Genomic DNA, 14,641 nt, shown 5'->3' on the forward strand with positions numbered 1-14,641 from the left:
CTTATTGAGCGGTTTGGCAAAAACCGGATCTGGAACACGCCGATTTCAGAAGGCAGTTTCACCGGCCTCGGAATCGGGGCTGCCATCAATGGATTGCGGCCGATCGTAGACCTCTCGGTGTCCAGCTTCATCTATCTCGCCTCGGATCAGATCATCAACCAGGCCTCAAAATTGCGGTATATGACCGGAGGCCAGATCGACATTCCGATCGTGTTTCGTTGCAATATGTCCTCGCTAGGGTCCTACGCGGCGCAGCACGCTGACCGGCCTTATCCGTTGTTTATGAATGTGCCTGGCCTCAAGATCATCAGTCCGACCAGCGCCGCCGACATCAAGGGACTGATGAAATCGGCCATCCGTGACGGTGATCCGGTAATGGTCTTCGAAGACAGGCGCCTTTGGCCGGTCAAGGACAATGTGCCTACAGATCCGGACCATCTGATCCCGATTGGCAAAGCGGAAGTGAAGCGCGAAGGAGAAGACGTAACGCTTATCGCTGTTGCCGGTGTCATTGGGCCGGTGATGGAAGCTGCTAGAGCGCTCGCCGAGGACGGCGTTTCGGTTGAAGTGATCGATCCACGTACGTTGAAGCCGCTCGATCACGAGGCCATCAAAACGTCAGTTGCCAAAACCGGACGACTTGTGGTCATTGAGAACGCCCACCGCGTGTGTAATCTCGGAAGTGAAATCGCCGCGGTAATGGCGGAGGAGGCGTTTGATCTGTTGAAGCGACCGATTCTGCGCCTGAGCGCACCCGATATTCACGTCCCTTTCAGTCCTGCCCTCGAGAAGGGCTTCTTCCCGACCAAGGACCATGTCATTGCCGCCGTACGGCGGTTGCTCTAACATTCTCAAAGATTCCAGCAGAGTGGAAGCATCTGATCGAGTCCATGATGAGCTCCGCGAGGTCGAATAATTTACTATTCCTGGGCGGCAGAGCCGGCTGCGGCCTGAGCGGCGGCGGATGTGTGTTTACGAGCCCGGTCGGACAGGAAGGTGCGCCCAGTTGAGGGCGTTGAGGGTGCCTGCACCACAATGCGCCATCCGGCCATGGACAGCGCTGCGCCGCAAGTTGGGGCAGATCGTCCTTGCAACAGGTTGCAATGATGCTGAGCGAGCAAAAATTCCTGAGTATAGCGGAGTCATGTTCGATCCGAATATTCGGCATGAGCCTTGATTCGCCGTCCTAGCCACCCAGTAGTTACGTACTGCAGGGGATGGATTTTCATGGGCTACGTAATTCCCGGCGCATCAACGTCGCTAAGACGACTACCTGCCGCGGGGGAAAAAAGGAGGCTTTATGCACTACGTTATAGTAAACGGCGCAACGATACCGGCAATCGGGTTTGGGACCTGGACGTTGAAGGGTGATGTGTGCTCGAAGTTAGTCGCGCATGCGCTTCTCCTCGGTTACCGCCACCTTGACACCGCCGCGGTCTACGACAACGAGAGCGCGGTGGGCGAGGGACTGCGGATTTCCGGCGTACCGCGCGAAGACGTCTTCGTCACAACCAAAGTCGGTTTTGCCGATGTCGCTCCGGGAAATCTGGAGCGATCGGCCGAGGCGAGCCTAGAGCGGCTTGGACTCGATACGATCGACCTGCTGCTGATCCACTGGCCAAACCCCGCCATTCCGCTGGCCGGATCTATCAGGGCGCTGAACGCGGTTCGCGATTCGGGCATCGTGCGGCACATCGGCGTGTCGAACTTCCCCGCCCGGCTGTTTGCGGAGGCGGTGTGCCTGTCGGATGGGCCACTCGTGGCGAACCAAGTCGAATCGCATCCTTTTCTCAACCAGACCACGGTCCATGGCGCCTGTCGAGCTGCCGGTGCGGCCATGATTGCTTATTGTCCGCTCGGCCGAGGTGGAGCGCTATTCGAAGAGGCGGCAATAAGGGACGCCGCCAAGCGGCATGGCAAAAGCCCGGCGCAGATCGTGCTACGATGGCAAGTGCAGCAGAAAGGAATCGTCGCTATTCCGCGCACCTCGCACAAGGAGAGGTTAGCGGAAAACCTTGATCTGTTCGACGTAGAGCTTTCCGATCACGAGATGACAGCGATCTCGGGCCTCCGGTCGCGCAATTACCGGATCTGCAATCCCGACTACTCGCCGACGTGGGACGGTGGCTAGTCGGTTAGCGGGCCGCCGGTGCCGGAGCAAGAGACATCTGGTGTGTAGGATTGCGGATGACGCTATGTTTAAGAAGATTGCAGCTGTTGAAGGGCGGAGACGAGAGATGGCCCGAGTTGAGCCTCGTCGCATGACCGAGGAGATGGCTATCCGAAATCTGTTATCGGCGACGCCGCGATCCTGTTTACGCCGGCATTTTGGCCGGTCGCCGGGACGCCTCGGTCTAGCGGACTTGCGCGCCTGCCACTCCTCAGGGCACCTTGCCGGTGCTGCTGCCGCTGTTGCTGCAGCATAGCTCGTAAACCAGCGCAGTCGGCGTCTATCGGCCTGAAGGTCGACGACATCAAAAGCGAACGCGGCGTCCTGTATATGGGAGCTTTCAGGCGAAAGTTCATTCGGAGCTGACGGAAGAGGCTGGAGTTGCGGCACTCGAGATTCGTCGGAGGGGCCGAATGAAGATCATGAGAACGCCCGTCTGACGGCGCTGCGCGAGGGGACATGACGCTGTCGATGATGGAAAAGCAGCCTTTCGCAAGTCCGGCTTGGCCTGCCTGGAATTCTCGTGATAGTGCCACTACCACTGATTCGCTTGCCCTCACGGAATTCCCAGCGGCATGAAATGGCGGGTCGGCTCCGGCCGTGTGTTTGCCGGCATGATGTTCCACTCGGTTTCAGGTGGTAGGTATCCGATGCAGTTATTGCAGCGAACTAGCTTCTTGGGGGGATTCCGTAGTTAAACGTCGCCCCGTAAGGTACATATAGCTAGGCACATATTGTTCACAATAATGTAGAAGATTTTTACGTATTTTGGCGAAAGTTTTATAAAGAATATCGTGACATGTTATGGCCAATTCAGTAATGACAATGAACATCTCTACCTTGCAGTTGGAGAACGTTGGGTATGAAGCTAAAACGTGATCAGAAACTGGAAGCTTATCGGCGGATGCTTCGCATCCGTCGATTCGAGGAAGCGGGTATGCGCCAGTTCAAAGATGGCAAGATCCCTGGTTTCTTCCACTCGAGCGTCGGTCAGGAAGCTGCTATCGTAGGGGCATGTCTCGCTCTTCGCGACGATGACGCCATGACCGGAACGCATCGTTCGCATGGACATCCAATCGGGAAGGGTGCGAGCCTAGATGGGCTGATGGCCGAGTTGATGGGAAAGGCGGACGGCATCTGTAAGGGGCGTGGCGGTTCAATGCACGTTGCAGACAATTCGGTCGGGATCATCAGCGAATCGGGTATCGTCGGAGGCGGGATTCCCCTTGCTACGGGATGTGCGTTCAGCGCCAAGGTGCGCGGCGTCGATCAGGTTACCGTTTGCTTCTTCGGCGATGGGGCAGTGAATCAGGGCACCTTTCATGAGAGTCTCAACATGGCCTCCCTGTGGAAGCTTCCGGTCATTTATCATTGCGAGAACAACGGCTATGCAATGACCACGTCGGTGGCGCAAAGCCACGGGCAGCCCGACATCGCGCTACGGGCACCGGGCTATGGCATGGCTGGGGCAACAGTTGACGGTCAGAGTGTAGGTGCCGTCTATGAAGCGACGGCAGCGGCCGTAGCGCGAGCACGCGCGGGCGAGGGGCCTACTCTGATAGTGGCCAACACCTATCGGTTCGATGAGCACAACTTCGGCTTGGTGATTCCGGGGGAACCTTATCGAGCGGTTGAAGAAGTCGAGGTTCAAAGGCGCGAGCGCGATCCGATCTTGCTGTATCGCACTGTGCTCCTTGATGAAGGCATAAATGAAAACAGTCTGAGAGCAATCGAGGACGAAGTCGGCCAAGCTGTAAAGCAGGCCGTAGAATTTGCTTTGGCCAGCCCCATGCCTCGGCCGGAAACCTTACCCGATTATATGTCCAACTCGCCCTTGTAGGCCATCACGGCTTCGTGGCTGGCCTGGAGAGGAATTAATTCCACATGGAAAATGATGCCCAGAAACTCGCCGCGACGCCCGGCGCCCATATTGAGATGACCTATTTTGAAGCGCTCGTGCAGGCCCAGATGGAAGAAATGGATCGCGATGAGCGCGTCGTCCTGATAGGAGAGGACACTTCGATCTATGGCGGCGCCAAATTTATTGAGCGGTTTGGCAAAAACCGGATCTGGAACACGCCGATTTCAGAAGGCAGTTTCACCGGCCTCGGAATCGGGGCTGCCATCAATGGATTGCGGCCGATCGTAGACCTCTCGGTGTCCAGCTTCATCTATCTCGCCTCGGATCAGATCATCAACCAGGCCTCAAAATTGCGGTATATGACCGGAGGCCAGATCGACATTCCGATCGTGTTTCGTTGCTGGATGTACTCGCTAGGGTCCTACGCGGCGCAGCACGCTGACCGGCCTTATCCGTTGTTTATGAATGTGCCTGGCCTCAAGATCATCAGTCCGACCAGCGCCGCCGACATCAAGGGACTGATGAAATCGGCCATCCGTGACGGTGATCCGGTAATGGTCTTCGAAGACAGGCGCCTTTGGCCGGTCAAGGACAATGTGCCTACAGATCCGGACCATCTGATCCCGATTGGCAAAGCGGAAGTGAAGCGCGAAGGAGAAGACGTAACGCTTATCGCTGTTGCCGGTGTCATTGGGCCGGTGATGGAAGCTGCTAGAGCGCTCGCCGAGGACGGCGTTTCGGTTGAAGTGATCGATCCACGTACGTTGAAGCCGCTCGATCACGAGGCCATCAAAACGTCAGTTGCCAAAACCGGACGACTTGTGGTCATTGAGAACGCCCACCGCGTGTGTAATCTCGGAAGTGAAATCGCCGCGGTAATGGCGGAGGAGGCGTTTGATCTGTTGAAGCGACCGATTCTGCGCCTGAGCGCACCCGATATTCACGTCCCTTTCAGTCCTGCCCTCGAGAAGGGCTTCTTCCCGACCAAGGACCATGTCATTGCCGCCGTACGGCGGTTGCTCTAACATTCTCAAAGATTCCAGCAGAGTGGAAGCATAGTGCGAGTGGCGGATGCAGGCAATCAGGATGAGTTTCCGCAGATCCCGGTTTGCCGAAGGCGCCCAGGGGTACGCGTCAATGCTCACAATCATCAGCAGAGTAAAGGCGATGTCCATACCAAGTTCATCCAGTTGCGGAGGAACAGTTTAGTCGCCCACCGCGATCACCGTGATGACGATCCGACACCCCGCCGCAACAGCGATTAAGCTGCGCATCCACCTTTCGGTGACGAGGCCAAGCAGATCACGGAGTTGCTGTTCCGATAGAGGTGGCTTCATAGCAGGGGGAGGAATGCATGGGGAATCGGCTTTCAGGCAAAGTCGCCATCGTAACCGGAGGCAACCGAGGCATAGGGCGGGCGATTGCCGAGCGGCTTGCTGAGGAGGAGGCAATTGTTGTCGTCGGCGACTTGATTGGCGAGCACTCGCCGCCCGCCAGTAGCCACCAGAGGCTCGCTTTCCTACCCCTTCATGTCACGAAGGAGGCTTCGGTTCGTGCATTCGTTGATGAGGTTGTTCAGAATTTTAGATCCGCGCTCGCAGCGCATCCGGGAAAGTCGCGAGGGGCGGCCATGTAACGAGCTCGGGCTCTCAGCCCACGGTCTATTGACGGCCTGCCTGCACCTTCGTGCTCCCGGTGCCCCACGTCCCGGACGGGCTCACCATATGGGCGTTCCAAAACAAGAACAGCAGGACGAAAAGGCACCACAGATCACATACCGGATAACGGCAAGGTCGAGAGAATGAACCGGACCATCAAGGATGCAACCGTCAGGGGTTTCTATTACGAGAGCCACGACCAACTCCGCCAGCACCTTGCCGACTTCATCTCGGCCTACAACTTCGGTCGCAGGCTCAAGACCCTCAAAGGCCTCACACCCTATGAGTTCATCTGCAAGGTTTGGGCCGCAATCCGCTCCAGCAAATCCGGGACCAAACATCTAGCCCAGGAGACGCTCTTCGAAAGGATAGGTTGACAGCAGTTCGAACCCATCGCGAGTTACAAGCACCTGTTCCTCAAGCTTAACCCCGTCACGTTCCCCGACAGCGCCAATGTAAGATTCAACACAAACGACCATTCCGGCCTCAAGCGTGGCATCGTACGCGATCGGACCTCTGAAGATTGGTTTAACCTGCGGGTATTCATCGCACATTCCTACGCCGTGAATTACGCAGGTGTAGGCCTGCTCGTGGAACTCCTCGGGTACCGGCCAGGCCTCGGCCTGCAGGTCCTTCATGCTGAGCCCAGCGCGGATAAGCTTCATGTTGGTGTGCAACTCATCGTAGGCGTAGCGGTAGAGCTGCCGCTGCCGGGCGCTTGGCCGGTCTTTTCCATAATAGAATGTCCGCGAGACATCGCAGAAGTATCCGAAGGGCCCGACCATATCGGTGTCAAACCCGACCAGGTCCCCGGGCTCAATGACCCTTTGAGTGGCTTCCTGCAGCCACGGATTGATACGTGGTCCTGACGCCAGCATGCGTCCCTCATGCCAGCCGCCCTGATTGGCCAGGTTGGTGTAGTTGAGGATGCCCCAGAGCTGCACTTCCGTAACGCCGGGACCCATGGTTTCCTGCATTCGCGCGATGCCATGCTCGGCCACGGCACAGGCCCATCTGATGCAGGCGATTTCGTCATCCGATTTGATGACGCGTGCCCCTTCGACGATGTCGGCGGCGTCAATGACCTCCAACCCGCGCTGCAGCAGAGCCTGAGTGATGCTCGGGTTGATGTATTCCAGAGCCACCTTGCGGTTGGTGGCTCCGATTTCATTCAGGAATTCCACGGTGTCGTCGGCGAAGAGCCTGGCGGCCTCGGGAAGTTCGTACCCGCCCTCAAAAAACGAGAGTGGCCTTCCCGACCTGACCCGGTCGGCCGATGATCCGCGGCTGTAGGCCTGATGCAGGGTGACCGGCCCGTCGAGCGGAAAAAAGAGATAGGTGACCGGGATATGCGACTGGAACAAAGGAAAGGTGTTGTAATCAATCGCGTAACGAATGGTGATGGGACTCACCAGCACGCACATAGCGACGTCGGAGGCCCGCATTGCAGCTCGAAGGCGGCCCTTCCGGTACTTGTCGAGCCTTTGGAAATCGATATCCGGCATCTGCCGAAACTGCCGCAAATCGCTCCAGTTGTCGCGGAGCAGGAACCCGTCAGGATCTGGTGAAACCACTTTGAAATCGCTCATCGGTTCCTCGTATCGAGCTTGATTGGATTTACGGCGGTTGAGACCTGCTGCAGATTCGACGCACGGCCCTCCGAGCTACAAACAGTACGATCAAGCCCAACTTGCCGGCCTACATTCTCGACCAGAGTTTGCCGCCGGTTGCCCAGTTATTCGGCGCATACTCGTCAAAAACCACATGAACCTGCTCGGGTTTCAGATCAGACTTCTCGCAGAACAACTTTGTGATTTCGGCGGCAATTTCTGCTTTCTTGTCGTCGTTCGCTTTGAACGTTTCAATGTGGATCACCGGCATAGCTTACTCCTTGGATGTTCTACAGACGGACTCAGCGTTGTGACGGCTTCTCCGGCGTTCTGGCCGGCGTGAGGACAGTCCAACCGAGGCGCTGCAACAGTAGGCAGCGGCGACGACTGGTCAAATGAGTATTATTGCCAGGCCGGATAATCAGGGGTCATGACGATCACTTCGGGTCTTACAAGGCCGCCGCTCATGGCCAGATTCTGGGTCCATTGGGAGTTGCGCGTTGAATCGCAAGGTGACGAGGCATTACGTTCTCGGAAGTGGAAGCTTTTTAGTGCGGCCGCCGTCGATAACGTAGACTTGGCCAGTGACGAAGCCGCTTTCATCGGAGGCAAGCCAGACAGCGAGATTTCCGACGTCCCGGGGTTCGCCAAGACGTGCTACAGGATGCATTGCGAGAAGCTCATTGCGGGCTCGGGCGCTGTCGGACATGCCATTGATGTAAATCTCGCTTAAGTCGGACACGATCCACCCTGGGGCAATAGCGTTACAACGGATGCCCTCGTGCCCATGGTCAACGGCTACTGCCGCCGTGAAACCGTGGATCCCAGCTTTCGAAGCGGAATAGCCCGCATGACCTGGATTGGCCCCGAGCCCCTCGATTGAGCCAATGTTGACGATGCTTCCTTTTCCCCGCCGGCGAAGATGCGGAATCGCAGCCTTCGTCATTAGAAACGGGGCCTTCAGGTTGATGTTCATCATCCGGTCCCAGTCCTCCTCTGTCGTTTCCTCGACCGTCTTCTCGAAAACGATACCGGCGTTGTTGACGAGGATGTCGAGGCCGCCGATCCGCTCAACGGCAGCTTCCAAAGCTGATGCTATTTGTTCGGGCCTAGCGAGATCTGCCTTCACATAGATGACGGGCCCGTCGAGCGCCGTTTGGAGGGGCGGATTGCGCTGTATGACAGCTACCAGCGCCCCTTCTTCGGTAAACCGCTCGGTGATCCCGGCGCCGATACCACGGCCACCGCCAGTCACGATTGCACATTTGCCGGCTAGCCGATCAGTCATGGAAGCCCTCATAAGAAAATTCAATGCGTCTCGGTCGAGGCGGGCCTGGCGACCCTCCTGCCGTTCAAAGTCACTATCCAGCAACCGCGCGAACAGGCGCTAAGCAGCTATCAGGCCAAGCTTTCGGGGTTTCCAATGACATTCCGCAGCTCGAGCAGGAATTTGCTAGCTTCCGCGCCATCAATTGCCCGGTGATCCACCGACAGGGTAACGGTCATCATCGTTGCCGTGCGGGTATTCCCCGAGGAATCCACCACAACCCGTGGTACAGCGCTCCCAACGGCCAAAATGGCGCACTGTGGAACATTTATGATTGCGTCGAACTGCTCAATACCATAGCCACCTAGATTGGAGACGCTGAACGAGCCGCCTGAAATTTCTCTCATCTTCAGTGAGTTGCGCGTAGCCCGGTCGACGAAATCCTTGGTCTCTGCGGCGATTTCGATGACCGATTTGGTTTCCGCGCTGCGCACCACAGGTGTCGACAGACCGCCCTTGACGGCAATCACTACAGAAATATCAGCGCTATGATATTGACGGATCGTGTTGTCTGCCATCTGGCAATTGATGGAAGGGTGCTTGACCAGCGAAACAGCTACCGCTTTGACTAGGCAGTCGTTGAGCGACACCTTCTCGTTTGGATGGTGTCCATTCAGCTCAGACCGCCAACGCATCAGCTTGTCGGCTTCAATGTGCGCGACCATCCGGAAGTGCGGGACCGTCTGTTTTGCCAACGTCATTCGCGCCGCGATCGCCTTGCGTAAAGGCGACAGGGCCACCTCGATGAATGAGTTCGACATTAGCTCGCAATCGTTCCAAGGACCGCATTGACATCGACCGTCGTGCCAACCGGGGCAACAATGGTTGCCAACTTTCCGCACGCCGGCGCTTCGATCTCCACGGTAGCCTTGGCCGTCTCGACTTCAGCGACGATCTCTCCTTCCTGCACTTGATCGCCAATGTTTTTCAGCCAGCGAATGACTGTTGCTTCCTCGATGCCCATTCCGCTGGACGGCAGATTGATGTCAACTGTCATCTTGGTATCCATTCGATTAAGACGTTTAGAGGAGCCGACGTATGGCGGCGATAATGCGGTCCTTCGTGGGGTAAAAGCCCTTCTCGAGCGCGGGACTGAAGGGAACGTGGATGTCTGGCGCACAAACGCGAAGGATCGGACGTTTCAGCAGATCAAAAGCCTCTTCCGCCATCACTGCGGCAATCTCGCTTCCCACATTGCATACACGGTGAGCGTTCTCGACGATCAGGAGCCTCCCAGTCTCTGCTAAGGATATTTTGATCGTCTGATAGTCGAGCGGCTTCAGCGTGCGAGGATCGATCACTGCAACCGAAATCCCTTCTTTCGCAAGGGCATCGGCCGCTTCCATTGTCGGGCGGATGGCGCTGGCGATGGTAACGAGCGTCACATCCGTGCCCTCCCGTTTCACGTCGGCCTTCCCGATCGGAATGACGTAATCAGGATCTGTCGGAACATCCCCTTTGACCCCCCAAAGGCGAGCATCCTCAAACACGAGAACAGGATCGCCGTCGCGAATCGCCGCCTTCATGAGGCCCTTCATGTCAGCGGGGGTCGACGGGCAGATGATCTTGAGGCCGGGGACGTTCATGAATAATGGGTAGGGGCGGTCCGCATGTTGAGCCGCCTTCGAGCCCGTAGGATACATGCAGCACCGTATCACGATCGGTATATCGATCTGCCCCCCGGTCATGTACTGCAGCTTAGCGGCCTGATTGATGATCTGGTCGGACGCGAGATAAACGAAACTGGCTATGGTCAGGTCGACGATCGGCCGCAATCCATTGATGGCGGCTCCAATGCCGATGCCCGTGAAACTTCCTTCCGAAATAGGCGTGTTCCAGACCCGTTTCTTGCCGAACGTCTCGATAAGCTTGAGGCCGCCATACAGAGGGACATCCTCTCCCATGAGTACAACACGATTATCGCGCTCCATCTCCTCGAATTGAGCTTGGACGAGCGCATCGATATAGGTCATCTGCCTATGAGTAGTCGGGGCTTCGGAAAGTGTTAGCGCATCATCATGCATGCCATTAGATCCTCTCGAGCCCGGCGACGAAGTTGTTGTGCCCGATGAGGGGCGTGTTAAACATGTAGTCGGGGAGCGTCTCTAGTTGGGGGAGGGGGCTATTAAGGCCGAATTGAACAGCTTGCTTGACTACCAGGGAAACCTCATCCTCGATCTCGGTGAGAACCGGTTCCCTGACTCCGTCTTTGAGTAGAGCGCTTCGATAGAGAACCAGGGGATCCCGATCCCGGCGATAACTTTCAATTTCCTCGGTGGAGCGATAGGGCGTTCCCGGAATGGCCAGGCCCGCATTGTGTTCGTCGAAACGGTAGGTGTTAGCGACGATCAGGCTAGGACCATCGCCAGCTCTCGCCCGCCGCACAGCCGCTTCGGTCGCTGCAAAGACCGCGTCAAAGTCTTGCCCGTCAACATTGACGCCCGGAATTCCAAATCCGGCCGCACGTAACGCGATGTCAGGTTGGCCATGGGTTTGGGCCACCGAGACGGTCACTGCATAGCCATTGTTCTCGCAAAGATAGATCACAGGCAGTTTCCACAGCGAAGCCATATTGAGGCTTTCGTGAAAGGTGCCCTGATTAACAGCCCCGTCGCCAAAGAAGCACAGGGAAACCTGGTCGACGCCTCGAACCATCGCACTGAAAGCACAACCTGTGGCAAGGGGTATACCGCCCCCTACGATGCCCGACTCGCTGATAATTCCGACCGATCGGTCCGCAAGATGCATCGAACCTCCGCGCCCCTTACAAATGCCGCCTTCCTTGCCCATCAATTCGGCCATCAGAACGTCGAGATGCCCACCCTTTCCGATGGGATGGCCATGCGAGCGATGTGTGCCGGTCATGGCGTCGTCATCGCGCAGTGCGAGGCACGAGCCCACGATTGCCGCTTCCTGACCAATGCTTGTATGGAAAACGCCAGGAATCTTGCCGCCCTTGAAGAGTCGGCTACCTTCCTCTTCAAACCGACGAATGCGCAGCATCCTCCGGTAGGCCTCTAATCTCAGTTCGCCGCTCAAGTGCATCTTCCAAGCGCTCCATATTCAAAGCTCCGCTTAAACCACGCGGGCAGGTTCTGATGTGTGCTGTCGGATGTGCTCTAGTCTGGTCCGGTCAAAGCTCATCGCCGTTTCTAGCCGCCCATATACAAGCCACCATTCACGTGAATTGTCTGGCCCATGATGTAGCTGGCAGCATTGCTGCATAGAAACGCCACTGCGTTGCCAACGTCTTCGCCCGTTCCGAAACGACCTGCCGGGGTAGCCGCCAACCAGATGTCCCCTTTCTCGCGCAACATTTCAGCAACCATCGGAGTATCGATGGTACCGGGCGACACATTGTTCACGCGGACATGCGGCGACACTTCTTTCGCTAGTGACTTGACGAACGCCAAGACACCGCCTTTTGAAGCTCCATAATGAACATGCTCTGCCGATGAGCCTTCATGTGCTGCTGAAGACGCAATCGTCACGATGGACCCCCCCGGCGTGATATGGGGGATGGCCCTACGACAAATAAAAAAAACGCCGTCGAGGTTGACTGATATCATCCGGCGCCATTGCTCGTCGGTCATTGTCGCGAACGGCTGATCCTCGAAAATGGCTGCCGCAGGGACAACATGGTCAATGTGACCAAAACGTGTAAGGCAGGTAGCTACCACGGTCTCGGCGTCGGCTGGGTTGCTTGCATCGTAACGCATAGCTACGACCCGTTCGCCCTCGGGATCGAGCGATGCTGCCACTCGCTCCACGCTCGCGCCATCGTAGTCCGCCAAGATCAGTCGGGCGCCAAGCCGTCTTAACACCTGGGCGATGGCGCTGCCGATACCACCGGCAGCGCCCGTCAAGATGACGGTTTGGTCAAGGAGGCTGTTGTCAGTCAATTCCGTTCTCCGCCATGATCCTAGCCGCCGTCGTTGCTATTTTGCGGCCTTGGCTTGCGCGATCCAGTCGTCCCACTTCGTCTTGTTGTTCGAGATCCATTCCATCGCGCGCTGCTTGATCTGCGCGTCGGATTTCTCGCCGTTGTAAATTCGCAGAGCCTGGGCATTCAGGTCCTCCAACGGCATCGCGAACAGTTCGAAGAACTTTTTCGCGGACGGATTGTCGTTGATGAACTTGGTCGACGCAGCAACTCGTTGCTGAATCATGGGAAAACCTAGATTTCCAAGGCCCGGCACTTCCGTGCTCGCTGTTTGGCCATCGGGCAAATCGGTCTTTTTAACATTGAGCCAGACAACGTCTTTGCCTGGCTGCAGAATGCTCGAGAGCCAAAAAGGCGTCCAAGTGTAATAGATCGTCGGCTTGCCTTCTTTGATGCGCTCGATAGCATCAGGGATGATTGCGAAGTAACCGCCCTGTTTCTCTTCTACGGTGTCGCGAAGGCCGTAGGCGTCGAGGTGATGCTCAATGATCCGCTCGCAGCCCCAGCCCGGATCGCACCCATAAATGTCTGCTTTGCCATCGCCATCAATATCGAACAGCTTTGCTTTCTCTGGATCCTTCAGATCTTCCAAGTACTTGATGCCAGTAGCATCCGCCGCCTTTTTGTCGATCAGATAGCCCTGCACGTTGTTGGCCGACAGCAGGCCCATGGTCGTTAGGACAGATTCTCCACCGTTTTCCTTGATGTACTGGTTATGGATAGGATCGGCAAATGCTGCGTAATAAGTAACGTCCCCTTTCGCGAGCGCCACATAAGCCAGTTCAATCTGGAGCTGAACAGGATCCGCTACGTCATATCCGAGCTGGCGTAGGCCCTCACCCACTATAAGGGTCTGCATGAGTTCTTCGGAAACGCCATCCCATCCTGGTATGACCTTTTCAGCCGCGAACGCGGCCGGCGCCATCACGATGGAGCTGAGCAGAATAAAGCGAAAAAGCGATTTCATGTCATACTCCCATTTCCCATGTAGTTGCAGTTATAGGCTTTAGTGGCGCTCGCTTCGAGGTGCGATCACCCGGCCAGCCGGGCGTACGAGCTGCTCGGCAAGTTGCTTTTGGCCCTCTTTTCGGTGTCTTTTGCTCGCTCGGTGTGACCTATAGGGGCGCCCCCGCCACACTTCAAATGAGTATTAATGGGGCGCCGGATAACCAGAGGTCATGACCTGCGACCATGACTTCAGCTTGTTAGCTGCATGACTTTTTGGGTGCTTGCGAACAGTACGTTTGCCGGCCTAGATCACAGTGCATGCCGTCGTTCTCACGCAGCCCTCTGCCCGGACAATCAACATATGGCGCAATCGAAGAAGGTGGTTATTGTTACCGGTGCGACCTCCGGCATTGGGCGCGCCGTGGTGGAAGCGTTTGCCGCGACAGGAGCCTCGCTGGTCTTGGCAGGGCGGGATCGGGAGCGGGGCCAGAAGGCCCTGGAGACAGTGGAGAAGCTCGGTTGCACAGCCTTGCTTCAGCTCGGCGATGTTGCAGACCCTGCTTTTGCCGACCAAGTGGTCAGGTCCGCCGTGGAGAGGTTCGGCCAGGTTGATGTTTTGGTCAATAGCGCTGGGATTATCCGGCGCGGAAACGCTGTTGATACGTCGGATGACGATTGGCGCCAGACGTTCGAGGCTAACGTGAATGGCGTGTTCTTTTTCAGCCGCGCTGCGGTGCGCTCCATGCGGACGACGGGCGGCGGAAGCATCATCAACGTCGCATCGAACGTGGGACTGGTTGGCTGCCCTGGACTGGTTGCTTATTGCGCGTCCAAAGGCGCTGTCGTTCTAATGACGCAGGCGATGGCCCTAGATCATGCCAAGGAGCAGATTACCATCAACGCGGTCTGCCCCGGCGCCGTTGACACCCCGATGCTTGTTTCAGCGCACACTCAGCCTGTCACAGCCGAGCAAATCCTGCAGAGAAATGTCGACTCCATACCCCAGGGTCGGGTGGCGACCCCCAAGGAAATTGCGAGCTTGACCGTGTTCCTCGCGAGCGAGGGCGCCAGGCACATTACTGGGGTTGCTATTCCGATAGATGGCGGCTTCACGGCAGGATAGG

Annotated in this window: 15 protein-coding genes and 1 pseudogene; 7 read left to right on the forward strand and 9 right to left on the reverse strand. The window is 56.9% G+C overall.

Annotated features, from left to right (window positions below; translation table 11 throughout):
* The 6 genes and pseudogenes from EN857_RS13550 to EN857_RS13575 form a co-directional block, all read left to right on the forward strand.
* Nucleotides 1-846, forward strand: an 846-nt coding sequence (locus EN857_RS13550) for a transketolase C-terminal domain-containing protein (RefSeq protein ID WP_135897639.1), incomplete at its 5' end; no start/stop codon positions are given.
* Nucleotides 847-1,300: 454 nt separating this feature from the next.
* The gene (locus tag EN857_RS13555) at nt 1,301-2,131 is read left to right on the forward strand and encodes an aldo/keto reductase (protein ID WP_128188309.1); all 831 of its coding nucleotides are present in this window, start codon (nt 1,301-1,303) and stop codon (nt 2,129-2,131) included.
* 901 nt (nt 2,132-3,032) lie between these two features.
* A complete protein-coding gene (locus tag EN857_RS13560) occupies nt 3,033-4,010 on the forward strand; it encodes a thiamine pyrophosphate-dependent dehydrogenase E1 component subunit alpha (RefSeq protein ID WP_189521645.1) in 978 nt (325 codons plus the stop codon).
* 44 nt (nt 4,011-4,054) lie between these two features.
* A complete protein-coding gene (locus tag EN857_RS13565; protein ID WP_135858747.1) occupies nt 4,055-5,056 on the forward strand; it encodes a pyruvate dehydrogenase complex E1 component subunit beta in 1,002 nt (333 codons plus the stop codon).
* Nucleotides 5,057-5,385: 329 nt separating this feature from the next.
* Entirely contained in the window at nt 5,386-5,667 is a 282-nt protein-coding gene (locus EN857_RS13570) for an SDR family NAD(P)-dependent oxidoreductase (RefSeq protein WP_128188315.1), read from the forward strand.
* Nucleotides 5,668-5,814: 147 nt separating this feature from the next.
* Nucleotides 5,815-6,066: pseudogene (locus EN857_RS13575) on the forward strand (integrase core domain-containing protein); the annotation flags it as partial.
* Here EN857_RS13575 and EN857_RS13580 read toward each other — a convergent pair.
* From EN857_RS13580 to proX, 9 genes are all read right to left on the reverse strand, one after another.
* A complete protein-coding gene (locus tag EN857_RS13580) occupies nt 6,031-7,278 on the reverse strand; it encodes a Xaa-Pro peptidase family protein (protein ID WP_128187920.1) in 1,248 nt (415 codons plus the stop codon). The pseudogene EN857_RS13575 and the gene EN857_RS13580 overlap by 36 nt on opposite strands.
* 109 nt (nt 7,279-7,387) lie before the next feature.
* Nucleotides 7,388-7,570, reverse strand: a complete 183-nt coding sequence (locus tag EN857_RS13585) for a 4-oxalocrotonate tautomerase family protein (RefSeq protein ID WP_128187921.1) — start codon at nt 7,568-7,570, stop codon at nt 7,388-7,390.
* A gap of 252 nt (nt 7,571-7,822) precedes the next feature.
* Entirely contained in the window at nt 7,823-8,587 is a 765-nt protein-coding gene (locus EN857_RS13590; RefSeq protein WP_128187922.1) for a glucose 1-dehydrogenase, read from the reverse strand.
* Nucleotides 8,588-8,697: 110 nt separating this feature from the next.
* Complete coding sequence (locus tag EN857_RS13595) at nt 8,698-9,387, reverse strand: 2-oxo acid dehydrogenase subunit E2 (protein WP_128187923.1); 690 nt, start codon at nt 9,385-9,387, stop codon at nt 8,698-8,700.
* Nucleotides 9,387-9,623: a biotin/lipoyl-containing protein gene (locus EN857_RS13600; protein ID WP_128187924.1), complete on the reverse strand. Its 237-nt coding sequence runs from the start codon at nt 9,621-9,623 to the stop codon at nt 9,387-9,389. The genes EN857_RS13595 and EN857_RS13600 overlap by 1 nt, the downstream gene beginning before the upstream one ends.
* 25 nt (nt 9,624-9,648) lie before the next feature.
* Nucleotides 9,649-10,650, reverse strand: a complete 1,002-nt coding sequence (locus EN857_RS13605; protein WP_128187925.1) for an alpha-ketoacid dehydrogenase subunit beta — start codon at nt 10,648-10,650, stop codon at nt 9,649-9,651.
* Between the two features lie 4 nt (nt 10,651-10,654).
* Nucleotides 10,655-11,671 carry a thiamine pyrophosphate-dependent dehydrogenase E1 component subunit alpha gene (locus tag EN857_RS13610; RefSeq protein WP_128187926.1) on the reverse strand — a complete coding sequence of 339 codons (1,017 nt, stop codon included), beginning with the start codon at nt 11,669-11,671 and terminating at the stop codon, nt 10,655-10,657.
* A 107-nt stretch (nt 11,672-11,778) separates the two neighbouring features.
* Complete coding sequence (locus tag EN857_RS13615) at nt 11,779-12,528, reverse strand: SDR family NAD(P)-dependent oxidoreductase (protein ID WP_128187927.1); 750 nt, start codon at nt 12,526-12,528, stop codon at nt 11,779-11,781.
* A gap of 36 nt (nt 12,529-12,564) precedes the next feature.
* Entirely contained in the window at nt 12,565-13,536 is a 972-nt protein-coding gene (proX, locus tag EN857_RS13620) for a glycine betaine/L-proline ABC transporter substrate-binding protein ProX (RefSeq protein ID WP_128187928.1), read from the reverse strand.
* Nucleotides 13,537-13,878: 342 nt separating this feature from the next.
* Here proX and EN857_RS13625 point away from each other — a divergent pair, with 342 nt between their 5' ends.
* Nucleotides 13,879-14,640 (forward strand): SDR family NAD(P)-dependent oxidoreductase, encoded by a 762-nt coding sequence (locus EN857_RS13625; RefSeq protein ID WP_128187929.1) that lies wholly within the window; start codon nt 13,879-13,881, stop codon nt 14,638-14,640.
* Nucleotide 14,641 lies beyond the last annotated feature (1 nt).

The organism is Mesorhizobium sp. M4B.F.Ca.ET.214.01.1.1 (assembly GCF_004791545.1).
Taxonomy (GTDB): Bacteria; Pseudomonadota; Alphaproteobacteria; order Rhizobiales; family Rhizobiaceae; genus Mesorhizobium; species Mesorhizobium abyssinicae.

Excerpts from the sequence above, each read along its gene's own strand:
- EN857_RS13555 (WP_128188309.1), top strand. The coding sequence starts at position 1,301 with ATGCACTACGTTATAGTAAACGGCGCAACGATACCGGCAATCGGGTTT.
- EN857_RS13560 (WP_189521645.1), top strand. The coding sequence starts at position 3,033 with ATGAAGCTAAAACGTGATCAGAAACTGGAAGCTTATCGGCGGATGCTT.
- EN857_RS13565 (WP_135858747.1), top strand. The coding sequence starts at position 4,055 with ATGGAAAATGATGCCCAGAAACTCGCCGCGACGCCCGGCGCCCATATT.
- EN857_RS13570 (WP_128188315.1), top strand. The coding sequence starts at position 5,386 with ATGGGGAATCGGCTTTCAGGCAAAGTCGCCATCGTAACCGGAGGCAAC.
- EN857_RS13580 (WP_128187920.1), bottom strand. The coding sequence starts at position 7,278 with ATGAGCGATTTCAAAGTGGTTTCACCAGATCCTGACGGGTTCCTGCTC.
- EN857_RS13585 (WP_128187921.1), bottom strand. The coding sequence starts at position 7,570 with ATGCCGGTGATCCACATTGAAACGTTCAAAGCGAACGACGACAAGAAA.
- EN857_RS13590 (WP_128187922.1), bottom strand. The coding sequence starts at position 8,587 with ATGACTGATCGGCTAGCCGGCAAATGTGCAATCGTGACTGGCGGTGGC.
- EN857_RS13595 (WP_128187923.1), bottom strand. The coding sequence starts at position 9,387 with ATGTCGAACTCATTCATCGAGGTGGCCCTGTCGCCTTTACGCAAGGCG.
- EN857_RS13600 (WP_128187924.1), bottom strand. The coding sequence starts at position 9,623 with ATGACAGTTGACATCAATCTGCCGTCCAGCGGAATGGGCATCGAGGAA.
- EN857_RS13605 (WP_128187925.1), bottom strand. The coding sequence starts at position 10,650 with ATGCATGATGATGCGCTAACACTTTCCGAAGCCCCGACTACTCATAGG.
- EN857_RS13610 (WP_128187926.1), bottom strand. The coding sequence starts at position 11,671 with ATGCACTTGAGCGGCGAACTGAGATTAGAGGCCTACCGGAGGATGCTG.
- proX (WP_128187928.1), bottom strand. The coding sequence starts at position 13,536 with ATGAAATCGCTTTTTCGCTTTATTCTGCTCAGCTCCATCGTGATGGCG.
- EN857_RS13625 (WP_128187929.1), top strand. The coding sequence starts at position 13,879 with ATGGCGCAATCGAAGAAGGTGGTTATTGTTACCGGTGCGACCTCCGGC.